Source organism: Flavobacterium lipolyticum (assembly GCF_020905335.1).
Taxonomy (GTDB): domain Bacteria; phylum Bacteroidota; class Bacteroidia; order Flavobacteriales; family Flavobacteriaceae; genus Flavobacterium; species Flavobacterium lipolyticum.
On the sequence record NZ_JAJJMN010000001.1, the window covers coordinates 195,765 to 212,159 of the forward strand.

The window sequence follows — 16,395 nt, forward strand, 5'->3', positions numbered from 1 at the left end:
AGACCTTTTTTTAATAATAAAGCACTAATTTTGCGGCACCCAAAACAAATCTGCCATGAAAAAAATAGTGCTCGTAGTAACATTCGCTCTTCTTTTACCTGCAATGGTTATTGCGCAAACCAAAACTGAAACGCCTGATGTTTTTGCAAAATCTACTAATTATGTAAATGATTTTGAAAAAATCCTTACTTCAAGCCAAACCAAAAATCTGAGCGACTTTTTGAAAGCCGGCGAAACTAAAACTAAAACTAAAATTACTATTGTAACCCTCTCCTCAATAGCACCATACACTAATCTTACCGATTATTCTTCAGACCTTGAACAGTATCTGGTTTCTAAACTAAAAATAGACTCCTCTATTTTAATCGTTTTAAGCAAGCAACTGAGACAAATTCAGATTCAGGGCGTCAATAAACTACGTCCAAAAATGAGCGATCAGGAAATTAAAGACATCGTATCAGCTTATGTATTACCGGAATTGAAAAAAGGCGATTATTATAAAGCCTTACAGGAAGGTTCGATTCAGCTTATTAAAAAACTGGAGTAAAAAAGTAACCCGTTTATTGATTACTGATTAATCAAGAAAATAGTAAATCCGACCTATGAAAATAGGTTGGATTTTTTTGTCATTTCGACCGAAGGGAGAAATCGCACTAGAAACTCCGTTGCTAGAATCTCCAATCTTTGTCGAATTTAGGATGTGATTCCTCCCTCCGGTCGGAATGACACAAATCATTTGCAACACCTAATAACGAAAAATTATGGTAGCGTATGTTTTATCAAAAGCAATAATTAAAAGTCAAGTAACTTTGACAAAGAAATTCCTAAAACATTTGCAATTTCAAGCAAAGTGTAAATCGTCGGATTAACTTTTCCGTTTTCAAGTTTTTCAATAGCTTGGCGGTCTTTACTACAAGCCCTTGCCAAGTCAGATTGACTCCAACCTCTTTTTTCTCGAAGTTCGACAATCCTTTGACCAATTTTCTTTTTTAATATATCTCGTGTCATTTATCAAATGTCATACAATTTGCTTACAAAATTGTCATACTAAAGATTGACAGATCGAAAAAATAATTTATATTTGTCATATAATTATATGACAAATGAAAAATTCAAGAAAACTGAAAATTCATAGAAAGCATCAAGCACGGGCTTACAGAAAAACCATAATGATTCCACAAATAATACTTGAAGGCAAATGGCTTGGTCGTCTTGGCTTCATGGCAGGACTGATGGTAAATGTAGAACAAAGGAAAAACAAATTGATAATTACCGTTCACAAGGGATGATTTTGCGAATAAAACTCTTCAATCAGATACATTTCAAAGCACTATTTTCCTTCAAAAAAAGACGGTACAAACTTGGCGGTTTCAAACATTTACACGCGATTATTTTTCATAACTTTATCACTAAATAAAAAGGGTCATGAAAGAAATATGCATTGTTGAATTTCCGTCGAATCTGGGTTTGAAAGAACCTCAACCCGGAAAAGAACCGGGCGTAAAAAACTTACCTGACTGGTTATGGAAACACCATCTTCATAAACTCATTCGCCCTAAAAATAGTATAAGACTTGATCCTCCAAAATATTCAAATAAGCGGGATCCTGAAACTCAAATTCTCAATAGCACTTCACTAATCGATTATGCCAGAGAGCAAGCTTATCTGTTAAACAATATACTTTCTCAGAACAAATTTCCGTTTATCTTAGGCGGAGACTGCAGTATACTTTTAGGAACTGCTATAGCATTAAAGCAAAAAGGAAATTACGGACTGTTTTATCTCGACGGACATACCGATTTTATGGATATCGCGTTATCCGAAACTGGAGGTGTTGGCGGAATGGCCGCCTCGATAGTTACCGGAAACGGAACTGAAAAACTAACCAATATTCTAAATCTGCGTCCTTATATCAAAGAAGAAAATCTCTGGTGTGTGGGAAATCGTGAATATGATGATGCCTATGAAAATGAAATTCGCAACTCCTCTGCTACCTACCTTAGTTTGGATCACTTGCGAAACCAGGGGATTCAAAAAAGTGTACAATTATTTCTTTCGGAAATAGAAAATAAGAATCTCGATGGTTTCTGGCTGCATATCGATGTCGATGTTTTAAATGACACCATAATGCCTTGCGTCGACAGCAGAACACCCGACGGACTTACTTATGCCGAATTTAACGAACTAACTTCAATGCTTTTTCAAAGTAATTTGTTAACCGGACTTGAAATTACCATTTTAGATCCTGATCTCGATCCTACCGGACAATACACCAAAGAATTTGTAAATCACTTTTCGACTACTTTTAATCAACACATCTACTTAGGCTCCTAATCAAACTTAAAAAAACGTATTTTAGCTCATTACATCGATAAAACTTAAAACCTCTTATCATAATGAATACAGCCGTACAAGATTATAACAATGCACAAAACAGCTCTGATCAGGAAATCTGCCACCAACTGGCGGTACTAATCGACGAAAATCTGCCGGAGGCCGAGAATAAAATCTGGCACGCACATCCGGTTTGGTTTTTAGAGGGTAATCCTATTGTAGGCTACAGCAAACTAAAAAATGATGTTCGGTTATTGTTTTGGAGCGGTCAGTCTTTTGATGAAGAACAACTTGCCAATGAAGGCTCTTTCAAAGCGGCAGAATTTCGCTATACCTCAGTCGACCAAATTAACCCATCCGACTTAAAACGCTGGCTTGCAAAAGCAAGAAAAATTCAGTGGGACTATAAAAACATTGTCAAGCGTAAGGGAGTTTTAATACGTCTGAAATAATTTAAAAAAGTATTATATTCAATCTTTGAATTGAAAAGCAATCCTAAAAACTTTTTAAATTTTTAAATGGAGAAAGAACAACTAATACAGATACTAATCTATTTCCACGCCCTGCTTGGCGCTATTGCACTTGTTTCGGGATTCATCTCGTTAGTCTCTCAAAAAGGGAAAAACACGCATAAAAAACTGGGAAAGCTCTTTTATTACACCATGCTTCTGTCGGCCATAAGCGCCATGATTATTTCGGTACTGCCCCAACATCAAAGTCCGTTTTTATTTTCAATCGGAATTTTTAGTTCCTATTTTGTACTAACCGGCTACAGGGCTTTGCGATTTAAAAAAAGTGATGTAAACCTTAAAAACGATAAAATCATTTCGGGAATTATGCTCGTTACGGGGCTTGTAATGATTCTGTACAATCCGTTAGTAAATCAATCTATCAATATTGTTTTAACCGCTTTTGGCCTCGTTGGACTGGTTTTTTCAAGCAGGGATTTAATGCTTTTTAAAAATAAAACCAGACTAAAAAGTGTGTGGCTAAAATTGCATTTAGGAAAAATGCTTGGCGGTTATATCTCCGCCACCACCGCTTTTGTGGTTGTAAATGAATTTTTTCCTGGTTTTTACGGTTGGTTTATCCCCGGAACAATAGGAGCATTTTATATTGTGTACTGGATGAGAAATGTCGATAAAAAACAAACCGCAATAAGAATAGAATAGAATTATTGTCGAAAGAGGAAAGAGGAAAGAAGAAAGAAGAAAGATAATTTACTCCTTAAACTAAGATGAAAAAACGCATAACATATCAAATTGATTCTTTTACAAAAGAAAAATTCAAAGGAAACCCGGCAGGAGTTGTCGTAAATGCAGACGGAATGAGTGACTACGAGATGCAACAAATTGCCAGGGAATTAAACAACTCCGAAACAGCATTTCTTTTCGCTCCTGATGGTCCTGACTGTGATGGCATTATACGCTACTTTACCCCAAATACAGAAGTTCCTATTTGCGGACACGCTACAATTGCAGCAATGTATGCAAAAGCCATCGAAGAAAAGTTAGACTCCTGTATTTTAAGATACAAAACCAAAATTGGCATTCTCCCATTTGAAATCATTCGGAAAAATGATGATTATCAAGTTGTGATGACGCAGGGAAGTTTTGAACTTAGCGCCCCTTTTAATGAAACGATCGCGCAAAAAATGATAACTGCTTTAGGTCTTGAAAAATGGGAAATCGATGAAAAATGCCCCATTCAAATTGCTTCTACAGGCCATTCTAAAGTAATGATCGGCATCAAAAGCAGAGCAACACTAAACGCTTTAACGCCTAACTATACTGCTCTGGCCAGCTTAAGTAAAGAGATCAACTGCAATGGTTATTTTGTTTTTACCTTTGATTCGGATGATACAACTATTTTGACCTATGGTCGTATGTTTGCCCCCGGAATTGGCATAAACGAAGATCCTGTTACCGGAAACGCAAACGGACCTTTGGGCGGCTATTTGATTCAAAACAAAATTGTTCCTTTTACTGGTACTGAATTTCAATTTAACGGAAGACAAGGTGAAAAAATAGATCGATTGGGAGTCCTACAGGTTAAAGTTACAATTGCCGATAATACCCCACAATTGATTCAGATAAAAGGTGATGCCGTTGCCGCTTTCAGGACTGAAATAGAAATTTAACAATACCTTTTCAACTCCTTAATTCACTCCAAAATTACGATGGAAATAACAGCCTTCCGAAAAAGCGACTACGAACCTTTAAGAACTTTATTCTTAAACGAAAGACGGCGTACTTTTTCGTGGCTTGACCCTTCTGAATTTCAATTAAAAGATTTTGACCGCGATACCAGAGGAGAACTGATTTTGGTCGCAAGACATCATGAAGTTCCAATTGGGTTTATTTCGATCTGGATGAAGAACTATTTCGTTCACCATTTGTATGTTGACGAACAGCATCAGGGCGAAAGTATAGGGACCGAATTATTGAAAGCGGCAATCCAAAAAACAAAACTGCCCATCACTTTAAAATGTTTAGAAAACAACTCCAAAGCCGTCGCTTTCTATCTCAAAAAAGGCTTTTTTTCCATCGAAAGAGGACAATCAGGACACGGCCCCTACATTTTGTTTGAACTGACAGGGAGTATAAAATAAAACGTGAAAGAAAATAGTTACCTGACCCTTTTTTGAAATCCATCAAAAAAAAAATCCGCTCTTCAAAAAGATTTGAAGAGCGGAAATAAAGCTTTTAGTTTCTTAACGAACTAAGAAAAGAGCATTGCTGAATAACAAAATTCCATTTTCCCAAAAACCTCTGAAAAGCGGGTTATCCATCATATAAATTACGGTCCCGTCCCCTCTTTTGTCTACCGCAAAACTTACCGTTTCGTTCAATTTTTTTCTAATATCGTTGCCTACAAATCCATAGCTCAAATAATCTTTCGGAATGTACGCCACATTGATGGCCTTTTTTAGTAATGAGAACGATCTTTCGTTACTTTTAAGACTGAAATACGTATTTCCTAAGCCGAAAGCCATTGGATAGGTTTTGTCGAGTTTATTTTCGATGATGGCACCGGGAATCGAACCCGAAATTTCTCTTCGCTCAGAACCTTCAAAGTCTAGAAAACGCTTTTTAAGTTCGATCTCTTTCTCTTCTTTTTCCGATTTTTCTTTATCTTCTTTACTTGCAAACAAACTCAGAGCATACCCGTCACGGTCCTGAAACAATGAAATTGCATTGGCCATGGCAATAACTTTTCCGCCATTTTTCACCCATTCATCAATTTGTTTTTTCTGATCTTCCGCCAGGTCATAGCTACCATCTGAAAGAATCAAAGTATTATAGTTGTACAATTTAACCCTGTTTAAATTTGCCGTTTCTACAATACTCACCGGATAAGCAACGGTTTCATCCAGATAAAACCATGTCGCTCCAAACTCGGTTGAAACTACTCCTTTTCCGGACAACATTAGTATTTTTGGCGCTTTAAGTAGCGTAAAATTCTCCCCTCCAATATCTTTAGAATTAGTCGAAAATCCTGTACTGATAAAACTAAAATCGGTTTTGACTTTGATAATATTGCTGACTGTCTTTTCAAAATCAGCAATTTTTGGATTATCGGCTTTGCTGATAATTAGTCCTCCCGGCTCGACCGTAACAGTTCCGAAAACTGCTTTTTTCATGGCCGAACGAACTTTAATTCCCGCCTGATGCAGCAAAGAAACAACCTGTGCCGACGTTCTGTTATTCCACGGAACATAAAAAGCGTAAACGGATTCCGGGATGTTTTTTTCTGCAGACTCGATTTTATTCTTTGTTTTAATCGGAACACTATTTTTAACCGCATAACCGTCAACACCATAAGCTAAAGGAAGTGCCCAGGCGGTAATGTCATACGATAAACTGTCATTTAATTTTTGATTGGGTTCAAACAATACCTGTGTTAAAACCGATCTTGGCTGATCTGCTTTAATAATCAAATCATTAGGCTCAATTTTAAAACTCTCGTTCTTCTTCGTTTGATAATGAAATCCGGAGGCGCTTCCGGAAGTATCCGCGTAACTAAATTCAACATCATTCTTTTGAAGCAGCCCCACCAGCTGTTCCAGTTTAGGATTATTTTTCAAAACATACGTATTGTAAACCCCTTTGGCTTTTTTACGGGCATTGATATGGAAATCTCTAAAACCTTTCAGCAATACTTCTTTTTGCGAGGCGGCACTTTCTACCACGGTCAAAACTGCAGCTGCATGTTGCGTTAAACGATCTTTTATGGTAACATTAGAGCCGTTTTCCATGGTTACTTCACGTCCTGCACCTATTCCGCCTTTTTCCAGCGTAAGACCTACGGCACCATTATAGGTTGGATAGGTATCCCCGTAACTCGGATAAAACAAATCAAATCGTTCTCTGGTATTGTACATCCAGTTTTCCTTGTCAAACTTCTGCGAGATATTTTTACCTAAAACCGTATAAAAATCCTTCTGATATTGTTCAATAAATTCATGCAGAGGTTCTGCCGCCGGGGGGAAAAAATAAGGTGAATTGTAACTCATTTCATGCACATCGGTATGTACCTGTGGCATCCATTGATTGTACAATTTAATGCGCTGCTGCGATTCAATTTGTGTCTGCCAGGCCCAGTCGCGGTTCAAATCAAAAAGATAATGATTGTATCTTCCACCCGGCCAGACTTCCATATGCTCTCTGTCATACAAACCCGGATGTGTTTTTTTTCCGGAGATTTCTCGCAGCCAGTTTCCATATCGCGAATAACCATCGGGATTGATGCACGGATCGAGAATTACAATGGTATTTTTGAGCCATTGTTTTGTGGCTTCATTTGAAGGATTCAAAAGTTCGTAGGCCACGGTTAAGGCACTTTCGGTTCCGGCAAATTCGTTTCCGTGAACATTAAAACTCAGCCAGACAATAATTTTATTTTCAACTCCACTTGTTTTTTTATCTGATAGTCCAATGGCAGCTAAATTATTGTTTCTGATTTGTTCCAGATTTGCCAAATTTTCGGGAGTCGAAATATAATAAACATTCAGATCCCGCTGTTCGTTGGTTGCGCCGTATTTTTGTTTTTTGATCGACTGCGATTGTTCCGTCAGGTATTTAAAATACTCTTCGACCTGATGGTAATAACTAATTTGTTTTCCGTAATTCGGAATAAATTCTGAAGGTGCTTTTAATTGTGCAAAGGCAGAAAAAGTAATGGTTAACAGCAGAACTGCTACAAAGAATATTTTCTTCATAAATAATTTGGTTTTAGATGGTTGGTTAAAAATAACAATTAACTTAATCCCTTTTCTAAAATCACCAGGAATATTATCATTTTACAGAAGCTATTTCGCAATTTAGCTTACTATTAAAAATTGTTCTGCTTCTTTTCTTTCGGGATTAAATCTGTATTTTTGTTCATCAAAAAAACAGCCTGTTACAATTTAAAAGAACAGTCCGCAGCAAACTGCAAAAATACATCTGATGAAATGAAAATAGAAACTCATACGATAAACAATACCCGAATATAAAGTATAAAAGACTTTTCAACTAAACAAGATTCTCTTTGTAATTCCTATTTTTACTCCATCAAAACCAAATTAAAAAAGACAAATACCCCAAAACTCTATTATGGAAGAAACAGCAATTGAAAAATCAGTTTTTGAAGAAGTACCAACCGAAAAAATCTATACCGACAACGCAATCCGTGTTGGCACTTTCTTAGGAGGACCTTTGGTTGCGGGGTATTTTTTAGCGGAGAATTTTAAGGTTTTTGGTGATTCCGGCAAAGCTAAAAGAACCTGGATTATAACCATACTTGCAACTATTTTTATCTTTGCCCTGATATTCTTAATTCCGGAACACATCAGTGCTAAGATTCCAAATATCGTTTTCCCTTTAATTTATATGGCAATTGCCACTTATTTCACCAAAGAATATCAGGAAAAACAAATTAGCAAACACCTCGAAAATGGCGGCGAACATTTTGCCTGGCCGAGAATCATTCTCATTTCGGTTATTGGTATTTCGGTTCTTCTTGGCGGAATATTCAGTATTGCCTTTTTAACCGAAACAGCAAACGGAGGCCTCACAGAGTCAACTAAAAAATATGGCATTATGAATCATGAAATTGCCTATCAAAGCAATATTAATGAAAACGAAGCCGATAAAATTGCTGAGGCCCTTCAAAAAACAACCTTTTTTGATGATGCCATAACCAAGTATGTTTACTTAGAAAAAATCAATAACAACTACGAAATCTCTATTTCATGCAACGAATCGGTTAAAGACGACCCGTCGACCGTTGAGCCTTTTGTTGTATTAAGAAACGATATACAAAAATATTTCCCACACCATAAAATCATTCTGAAACTTGTAGTGAATGATCTCGACAATGTGGTCAAAAGAATTGAGTAGACCTAAGGCGCTCCTGGACTGCTCTCGCTTTGGGATATGAAATGTGATCTATAAAATGTAAGATGCAAGTCGAAAACTCAACAATCTAACAATCTAATTATCTAATTATCTAATTATCTAATTATCTAATTGTCTAATTGTCTGATTGTCTAATTGTCTGATTCACCCCTCAACTTTGTCTCTTTACGCCCCTAACACCCTGATAATTAAAACCTAAATTTGTGTTGTAACTTTTAAAACCTTACTAAATGAGTGCACCAAATTTTACCACAGTTATAATCGTAGATGAATCCCCACAGGAAGTTTTTGATGCCGTTACGAATGTACGTGCTTGGTGGTCGGAAGAAATCGAAGGCAATAGTGCGAAACTAAACGATGAATTTGACTATCATTACGAAGATATCCATCGTTGTAAAGTAAAAATCACAGAAGTGATTCCGAATCAGAAAATAGTCTGGTTGGTGGAAAAAAATTACTTCAAGTTTACAGAAGATAAAACGGAATGGACAGGAACTCATCCTACTTTTGAGATTTCGGAAAAAGACGGCAAAACGGAACTTCGTTTTACTCATGTGGGTTTGGTACCGGAATATGAATGTTTTGAAATTTGCAGAGGCGCCTGGACCAATTATATTGGAAATAGTTTGCTTAAACTAATTACAACCGGAAAAGGAGAACCAAACGCAACCGGAAAACCACAAACAGAAAACGAAAAAAAACTTTCTGAAAAAGAATAAAAAATAAGCTCGAAAGAATCATTTAATTGCGATACCAACTATAATTTTCATAAATTCGTTTTACTAAAACGATGACTATGAACCCTATTTTAAGAAATACATTAGCAGTTATAACAGGTCTTTTTGTTGGAAGTATTATCAATATGGCTATCATATTGATGAGCAGTTCTGTCATTCCACCTCCCAATGGTGCTGATGTTACAACTATGGAAGGACTAAAAGCTACTATGCATTTGTTTGAACCCAAACATTTTCTGTTCCCCTTTCTGGCACACGCAATAGGTACGTTTGCAGGTGCGGGAACAACTGTTTTAATTGCAATCAGTAATAAAACAAAACTTGGGCTGGTTATTGGTGCTTTCTTTTTACTTGGAGGAATTGTGAATGTGTGCTCATTGCCTTCACCGGTTTGGTTTACGATCACAGACCTTTTCTTTGCCTATATACCAACAGCGTATCTGGCTATAAAATGGTTTGCAAAAAAAGATTCTAAATCCTAAAATTCCGCTTTATAAAATAATGAAGAAAATTGGGCTTGTGGGAGGAATCAGCTGGGTTTCTACCATAGATTACTACAAATTTATTAACGAAGGAGTAAATAAAAAATTAGGCGGACTTCAATTTGCGGAATGTCTGATTTATTCATTAAACTTTGGTGATGTACAGGAAAAAACTTGGGCTCACTCCTATGAACTTTTATGGAATGCCTGCTTAAGTTTAAAAAACAGCGGTGTTGATGCTGTCGTTTTGTGTGCAAACACGGCACATATGTTTGCTCGTGAAATCGAAAATGAAATTGGACTGCCCCTAATTCATATCGGAACGGAGACTGCAAAAGTCATTGTGAAAGAAAAAATCACAACCGTTGGACTTATAGGCACTTCATTTTCGATGGAAATGGATTTTTACAAAGATCGCCTTAAAAGTTTTGGGCTGAATGTCCTGATACCCGAAAAACAGGAAACGCGCGACTACATACAATATGTTCTAAAAGAAGAACTTGGAAGAGGAATTATCAATCCCGATTCGAGACAAAATTATATCCAAATAGCAAACGAACTAATTCTACAAGGTGTCGAAGGTATCATTTTAGGATGTACTGAAATTCCACTATTGCTAAGTCAATCCGATTTTTCTGTTCCTGTTTTTGACACTACAAAAATACATTCTCAAGCAATTGTAGACTTTATACTGTCTTAAAATTAAACACTTAAGCCCGTTTAGTGCAATTAATTTCATAACTTAGTTAGCTCATTAAACTTAACTCTCATGACTAAGAAAGAAATCGCCCGCGACTTTTTAAAACTCGCCGCAAACGGACATTCACACGAAGCTTTTCGTCTACATGTCGGCGAGAATTTCAAGCATCACAATGCTTATTTTAAAGGAGATGCCGAAACACTGATGCTGGCTATGGAAGAATCAACCCGAAAAAATCCCAATAAAACTTTAACTATTCATCATATTCTGGAAGATAAAGATCTGGTCGCCGTACATTCGCACCTGAAACAAACTCCTGCTGACATTGGTTTTGCTGTCGTACATATCCTTCGTTTTGAATTGGATAAAATTGTAGAATTTTGGGATTTAGGGCAATCCATTCCTACCGAAATGATTAATGAAAATGGAATGTTCTAAAAGAACTTTATTCTTCCGAATTCAGATTCAAAAATCTAAAGATCAAAAGTAATGTTTTAAATCTTTAAAAAATGGCACAAAATAAAACCATAGAAACAGAAAACAGTGTTGCCGAATTTATCAATGCTGTCGAAGACACAACCAAAAGAAATGATGCTTTTGAACTGGTCAGACTGATGCAGGAACAAACGGGTTTCGAAGCCAAAATGTGGGGACCAAGTATCATAGGTTTCGGCAGTTATCATTACAAATATGCCAGCGGCCGCGAAGGCGATGCTCCATTGGTGGCTTTTTCACCAAGAAAAGCCGCAATTTCACTTTATGTTTACGCATCACCTGAAAAAAGAGAGGAGCTACTCTCTAAATTTGGAAAACACAAAGCCGAAAAAGGCTGTATCTATGTCAAGAAATTAAGCGATATTGACCTCGAAATTCTTAAAAAAATGATTTCCGTATCAGTTGAGCACTTACAAGAACTATATCCCCCTCAATAAAAATGATTACACCTTTTCTAATTATAATTCTGATTTTAGGCCTTACACTTTACTTCTTTTTACAGCACCCGAAGTTTGGTAAAGCACCTTCAGGAGAGAGATTGGCATGGATTCAAAAATCACCTCAATTTAAAAATGGCAAATTCGAAAATCAAAACCATACACCGGAATTAGTAGAAGGCTACGGATATCCAAGAGTATTGTATGATTTTCTCCTTAAAAAAGTAGACAGGAAGACTCCATCTGATTTAATCCCATCCATCAAAACCAATTTACTGGAACTTTCTCCCGAAAAAGAGGTGCTGATCTGGTTTGGACATTCTTCGTATTTCATCCAGCTTGAAGGAAAACGCTTTTTAATTGACCCCGTTTTCAGCGGCAATGCCTCCCCGATTCCCGGTACCACAAAAGCATTCAAAGGAACTGATATTTACACGGTTGATGATCTTCCGGAAATTGATTATTTACTGATCACACACGATCATTATGACCATCTCGATTATAAAACCATTTTACAATTAAAGCCCAAAACCAAACAGGTAATCTGTTCTCTTGGGGTAGGTTCTCACTTTGAATTTTGGGGATTTCCAACTGAAAATATCATTGAAAAAGACTGGTTTGAAAAAATAGAACTCGATCAGAATTTAACGCTTTATACTACTCCTTCAAGGCATTTTTCGGGCAGAAGTTTTAAACGATGTAACACACTTTGGACGTCGTTTGTAGTAGAAACCAAAGGTTTTAAAATGTATTTGGGCGGCGATAGTGGTTATGACACCCACTTTAAAGAAATTGGCACTCAATTTGGCCCTTTTGACATCGCTCTTATCGACAACGGTCAATACAATCCTGCTTGGAAATACATTCATAATTTACCCGAAGATGTTATCAAAGCTATGAAAGATCTGAATGCCAAAAGAGTATTTCCGGTGCATTCTTCTAAGTTTTCATTGGCACCGCATTCCTGGGATGAACCACTGAATAAAATAACTGAATTAAATGAGTTATCCCAAAACCCAATTCCGTTGATTACTCCCATGATTGGAGAATTAGTGGAACTAAAAAATGAAAAACAGCAATTCCGGCAATGGTGGAAAGGCATAAAATAACCCGCATTCTTCAATTAATAAAATAAAAAATGATTCCTTCAGCTTATACTCTGCGCAATGCCCACCCTTCCGAATTTGAAGAAATTGGAAAATTACTCATTAGTGTTTATTCACAATTAGAAGGTTTTCCCAAAGAAAATGAGCAGCCCAACTATTATAAAATGCTGGCCAATATTGGTAATTTTACCCATCAACCGCAAACCGAACTTTTAGTCGCTGCTGACGAAAACAATACAATTCTTGGTGCTGTAGTCTATTTTAACGATATGAAAAACTACGGTTCGGGCGGAATTGCTACTCAGGAACAAAACTCAGCCGGGTTTCGATTACTGGGAGTTGCACCAACTGCCCGCGGAAAAGGAATTGGTAAACTTCTAACGCAGGAATGCATCCAAAAAGCGGCTGATAACAAACGTACTCAATTGATCATTCATTCGACTTTAGCTATGAAAACAGCCTGGGAAATGTATGAAAAAATTGGCTTCAGAAGATCTGAAGACTTAGACTTTATGCAGGGTGAACTCGCCGTATTTGGCTTTCGTTTACCGCTTAATTCCTAAAACTATTGTGCAACTAAAAAACAGTTCAAATAATGAATACCTCTCTTTTAAATCTGCAGCCTGAAATTCTGGAAGATGATCTGGTTCAATTACTGCCGCTTCAGGAAAATGATTTTGAAAAATTATACAAAGTGGCTTCAGATCCTTTGATTTGGGAGCAACACCCGAATAAAAATCGGTATGAAAAAGAAGTTTTTCAAAATTTCTTTGAAGGTGCTATGGAAAGCAAAGGCGCTTTTCTGATCATCGATAAAGCAACCGGAGAAATTGCAGGAAGCACCCGATTTTATGAATACAATCCTGAAAACAAAACTGTTTTTATTGGATATACATTTTACGGAAGAAAATTTTGGGGCACCGGATTTAATACTCAGGTGAAAAAAATGATGCTGGATTATGCGTTTAAAGCAGTTGACAAAGTCCAGTTTCATATAGGAGCGGAAAATTACCGTTCACAAAAAGCCATAGAAAAACTGGGTGCTGTTAAAGTAGAAGAAATAAACGTTGCTTACTACAATGAACCATCCCGTCATAATTTTGTATACGAATTAAAAAAATAATGAAAAGAATAACTGTTTTCTGTGGTTCCAGTTTTGGGACCGACAAAATTTACAAAGAGCAGGCAGCACTGCTTGGAAAAACTTTAGCCCAGCAAAATATAGAGTTGGTTTATGGCGGAGCAAATGTAGGCCTGATGGGCGCTGTCGCCGATGGTGTTCTGAACGAAGGTGGAAAAGCTATTGGTGTATTACCCAACTTTTTAAGGTCAAAAGAAATTGCACATCTAGGTTTGACCGAATTAATCGTTGTGGAAAGCATGCACGAAAGAAAGACCAAAATGAATGATTTATGCGACGGTGTTATTGCACTACCGGGTGGTTTTGGAACTTTGGAAGAACTTTTTGAAATGCTGACCTGGGGACAATTAGGTTTGCATAAAAAACCAATCGGCATTCTGAACATCAATGGCTTTTATGATTCGCTGATTGAACTAACCAAAGTTATGGTAGAGAAAGGTTTATTAAAGCCTGTCAATCAGGAAATGCTTCTAGTGAGCGATACCATTGAGGATTTATTACATCAAATGAGAAATTACGTTCCGCCAGCCACCGGAAAATGGATTGATACCACACAATCCTAGTATCTGAAAAATAGTTACAGAGAAATTCTTTTCAAACAAATCATAATGCTTCCGGAACAAGTATCGGCCAATCAATAGTTCTAATTTTACAGTATTAACAAAAAACTAAAATCATGGATACTTTTATTGTGGATACTAAAACCATTACATTATTGCTGGCTACCTTATTTACAGGGCTTTTAGCCGGAATATTTTTAACCTGGGGCAACACTGTAACTCCGGGAATTGGAAAATTGGATGACATCAATTATCTCAGAGCTTTTCAAAACATGAATCGCACCATACAGAATCCGTTGTTTTTTCTGGTCTTTTTTGGTTCCTTACTGTTTTCTTTTGCAGCGGCTTATTTTTATAAATCAAATACAATTGTTTTAAGTCTGACAGTTAGTGCTGCGATTATCTATCTTATAGGTGTTATTCTGGTTACTATTTTGGGAAACATTCCGCTAAACGAAATGCTTGATAAGACAGATTTGGTACATCCCTCAATTCAGGAAGCAGCCCTTTTACGAAGTAAATTTGAAGCAAAATGGAACAATCTCCACCTTTTCCGAATCGTAGCTTCTATAATTTCTTTTTTACTTTTGATCATTAGCTGTTTAGTAAAAACGAAGCCATAAATTTTATACATTAGAGGTCGTGGAAAAATGAAATATAAATTTTCAGCTTTCACAAAACTCATTCCACATTTCACAATCAAAAAACATGAAAACAGAAAACAACCACTTCGCAAAAGCCGAAATGCTGATCAGAAAACCTGTCTCAGAAGTTTTTCAGGCCTTTACAGATCCGGAAATCACCAGTAAATTTTGGTTTACAAAAAGTTCAGGAAAACTAATCGCCGGAACTACAACCGAATGGACTTGGGAAATGTATGGATTCTCGTTAACGGTAACTACTCTTATTTTAGAGGAAAATAAAAAAATCGTAATCGAATGGGGAAATCCTAATGAAACCACCATAGTCGAATGGACATTTAGTCCGTTAAACGAAAATGACACCTTTGTCAGCATCACCAATTCAGGTTTAAAAGGAGATCCAGATAAAATCATCGATCAGGTTCGAAATTCTACCGAAGGTTTTACTTTGGTTCTGGCCGGAGCAAAAGCTTATTTAGAACATCAAATCCAGCTGAATTTAGTTTTGGATCGATTCCCTAAAGGATTGGAATAAACAACCAAGAACCTGAAACCTGGAACTTTAAACAATTTAAAACCATCAAATGGAAACAAAGAAACCTCAAAACATTGATGAATATATCGGCAGTTTTCCAAATGATGTTCAGGAAATCTTAGAGAGGATTCGAATGACTGTTCAGAATGCAGCTCCTGATGCCAAAGAAAAAATTAGTTATTCTATGCCGGCTTTTGAGCAAAACGGAATCGTAGTGTATTTTGCAGCTTTCAAAAATCATATTGGACTTTATGCTTTGCCCAGTGGACATGATGCTTTTAAAGAAGAACTTTCAAAATACAAATCCGGAAAAGGCTCTGTACAATTTCCTTTAAATCAGCCTATACCTTATGATTTAATTACCGAAATTGTAAAATTCAGAGTAAAAGAAAATCTGGAAAAAATAAAAAAGAAATAAAGAGGCACAAATCTGACAACTTATATACTACTTATTAAACTTCCCAAAATGCCACAAAACACCTGAAGGATCGTGCAAAAAACACTCGCTTCCCCAATCCTGATGAACGATAGGTGTTAATTTTACTCCATATTTTTCCGTTAAGTTAAGCGCCAAAAGCTGCTTGTAGTAGTAATCGACATCTTCTACTTCTAAAAAAATCATGGTGTTTTCATTCCAGTTTTTATCGTAATAATCCTGAAGATAAAAGGACAAATCTCCCGCTTCAAAAACAGAAAATTTTGGATCTAAAACTCCTTCTTCAAAACCTAAATCCCGATAGAAACTTCTGGAAATCTCAAAATCTTTAGCTCCTATAAAAGGTCGGATCGATATTGCTTTGTGATTCATAAATATTCATTTTAGAAA

23 protein-coding genes are annotated in these 16,395 nt (G+C 36.5%); 20 read left to right on the top strand and 3 right to left on the bottom strand.

Features of this window, described 5'->3' with window-relative positions; translation table 11 throughout:
* The first annotated feature begins 55 nt into the window (after window positions 1-55).
* Entirely contained in the window at window positions 56-547 is a 492-nt protein-coding gene (locus LNQ34_RS00765) for a TPM domain-containing protein (RefSeq protein WP_089076528.1), read from the top strand.
* A 245-nt stretch (window positions 548-792) separates the two neighbouring features.
* Here the strand turns inward: LNQ34_RS00765 and LNQ34_RS00770 are convergent, their stop codons facing one another.
* Window positions 793-1,008 (bottom strand): helix-turn-helix domain-containing protein, encoded by a 216-nt coding sequence (locus tag LNQ34_RS00770; protein WP_173964979.1) that lies wholly within the window; start codon window positions 1,006-1,008, stop codon window positions 793-795.
* Window positions 1,009-1,103: 95 nt separating this feature from the next.
* Here LNQ34_RS00770 and LNQ34_RS00775 point away from each other — a divergent pair, with 95 nt between their 5' ends.
* The 6 genes from LNQ34_RS00775 (at window position 1,104) to LNQ34_RS00800 (ending at window position 4,945) form a co-directional block, all read left to right on the top strand.
* Entirely contained in the window at window positions 1,104-1,289 is a 186-nt protein-coding gene (locus LNQ34_RS00775) for a type I toxin-antitoxin system SymE family toxin (protein ID WP_229998345.1), read from the top strand.
* Between the two features lie 136 nt (window positions 1,290-1,425).
* A complete protein-coding gene (locus tag LNQ34_RS00780) occupies window positions 1,426-2,334 on the top strand; it encodes an arginase family protein (RefSeq protein WP_229998346.1) in 909 nt (302 codons plus the stop codon).
* Window positions 2,335-2,396: 62 nt separating this feature from the next.
* Entirely contained in the window at window positions 2,397-2,786 is a 390-nt protein-coding gene (locus LNQ34_RS00785) for a DUF1801 domain-containing protein (protein WP_229998347.1), read from the top strand.
* A gap of 66 nt (window positions 2,787-2,852) precedes the next feature.
* Window positions 2,853-3,506: a DUF2306 domain-containing protein gene (locus LNQ34_RS00790; protein ID WP_229998348.1), complete on the top strand. Its 654-nt coding sequence runs from the start codon at window positions 2,853-2,855 to the stop codon at window positions 3,504-3,506.
* A 65-nt stretch (window positions 3,507-3,571) separates the two neighbouring features.
* A complete protein-coding gene (locus LNQ34_RS00795; protein ID WP_202702020.1) occupies window positions 3,572-4,474 on the top strand; it encodes a PhzF family isomerase in 903 nt (300 codons plus the stop codon).
* Between the two features lie 39 nt (window positions 4,475-4,513).
* Entirely contained in the window at window positions 4,514-4,945 is a 432-nt protein-coding gene (locus LNQ34_RS00800) for a GNAT family N-acetyltransferase (RefSeq protein ID WP_229998349.1), read from the top strand.
* Between the two features lie 102 nt (window positions 4,946-5,047).
* On the opposite strand, the gene LNQ34_RS00805 is transcribed toward LNQ34_RS00800, so the two are convergent.
* Complete coding sequence (locus tag LNQ34_RS00805; protein WP_229998350.1) at window positions 5,048-7,555, bottom strand: M14 family zinc carboxypeptidase; 2,508 nt, start codon at window positions 7,553-7,555, stop codon at window positions 5,048-5,050.
* A gap of 376 nt (window positions 7,556-7,931) precedes the next feature.
* On the opposite strand from LNQ34_RS00805, the gene LNQ34_RS00810 reads away from it, so the two are divergent.
* From LNQ34_RS00810 to LNQ34_RS00870, 13 genes are all read left to right on the top strand, one after another.
* Window positions 7,932-8,717 carry a hypothetical protein gene (locus tag LNQ34_RS00810; protein WP_229998351.1) on the top strand — a complete coding sequence of 262 codons (786 nt, stop codon included), beginning with the start codon at window positions 7,932-7,934 and terminating at the stop codon, window positions 8,715-8,717.
* Window positions 8,718-8,965: 248 nt separating this feature from the next.
* A complete protein-coding gene (locus LNQ34_RS00815; protein WP_229998352.1) occupies window positions 8,966-9,454 on the top strand; it encodes an SRPBCC family protein in 489 nt (162 codons plus the stop codon).
* A 77-nt stretch (window positions 9,455-9,531) separates the two neighbouring features.
* Window positions 9,532-9,954, top strand: a complete 423-nt coding sequence (locus LNQ34_RS00820; protein WP_229998353.1) for a hypothetical protein — start codon at window positions 9,532-9,534, stop codon at window positions 9,952-9,954.
* A 19-nt stretch (window positions 9,955-9,973) separates the two neighbouring features.
* Window positions 9,974-10,654 (top strand): aspartate/glutamate racemase family protein, encoded by a 681-nt coding sequence (locus tag LNQ34_RS00825; protein ID WP_229998354.1) that lies wholly within the window; start codon window positions 9,974-9,976, stop codon window positions 10,652-10,654.
* Window positions 10,655-10,723: 69 nt separating this feature from the next.
* Complete coding sequence (locus LNQ34_RS00830) at window positions 10,724-11,092, top strand: nuclear transport factor 2 family protein (protein ID WP_202702026.1); 369 nt, start codon at window positions 10,724-10,726, stop codon at window positions 11,090-11,092.
* Between the two features lie 71 nt (window positions 11,093-11,163).
* Complete coding sequence (locus tag LNQ34_RS00835) at window positions 11,164-11,586, top strand: DUF1801 domain-containing protein (RefSeq protein WP_202702027.1); 423 nt, start codon at window positions 11,164-11,166, stop codon at window positions 11,584-11,586.
* Window positions 11,587-11,588: 2 nt separating this feature from the next.
* Window positions 11,589-12,695: an MBL fold metallo-hydrolase gene (locus tag LNQ34_RS00840; protein WP_229998355.1), complete on the top strand. Its 1,107-nt coding sequence runs from the start codon at window positions 11,589-11,591 to the stop codon at window positions 12,693-12,695.
* A gap of 29 nt (window positions 12,696-12,724) precedes the next feature.
* Entirely contained in the window at window positions 12,725-13,255 is a 531-nt protein-coding gene (locus tag LNQ34_RS00845) for a GNAT family N-acetyltransferase (RefSeq protein WP_202702029.1), read from the top strand.
* 32 nt (window positions 13,256-13,287) lie between these two features.
* A complete protein-coding gene (locus LNQ34_RS00850) occupies window positions 13,288-13,815 on the top strand; it encodes a GNAT family N-acetyltransferase (protein WP_202702030.1) in 528 nt (175 codons plus the stop codon).
* A complete protein-coding gene (locus LNQ34_RS00855; protein WP_229998356.1) occupies window positions 13,815-14,396 on the top strand; it encodes an LOG family protein in 582 nt (193 codons plus the stop codon). Before LNQ34_RS00850 ends, LNQ34_RS00855 begins: the two co-directional genes overlap by 1 nt.
* Before the next feature lie 113 nt (window positions 14,397-14,509).
* Entirely contained in the window at window positions 14,510-15,016 is a 507-nt protein-coding gene (locus LNQ34_RS00860) for an anthrone oxygenase family protein (RefSeq protein WP_229998357.1), read from the top strand.
* 85 nt (window positions 15,017-15,101) lie between these two features.
* On the top strand, window positions 15,102-15,569 hold the full coding sequence (locus LNQ34_RS00865) for an SRPBCC family protein (RefSeq protein ID WP_202702033.1): 468 nt from the start codon (window positions 15,102-15,104) through the stop codon (window positions 15,567-15,569).
* A gap of 49 nt (window positions 15,570-15,618) precedes the next feature.
* The gene (locus tag LNQ34_RS00870) at window positions 15,619-15,987 is read left to right on the top strand and encodes an iron chaperone (protein ID WP_229998358.1); all 369 of its coding nucleotides are present in this window, start codon (window positions 15,619-15,621) and stop codon (window positions 15,985-15,987) included.
* A gap of 27 nt (window positions 15,988-16,014) precedes the next feature.
* Here the strand turns inward: LNQ34_RS00870 and LNQ34_RS00875 are convergent, their stop codons facing one another.
* A complete protein-coding gene (locus tag LNQ34_RS00875) occupies window positions 16,015-16,377 on the bottom strand; it encodes a VOC family protein (RefSeq protein WP_202702035.1) in 363 nt (120 codons plus the stop codon).
* Window positions 16,378-16,395 lie beyond the last annotated feature (18 nt).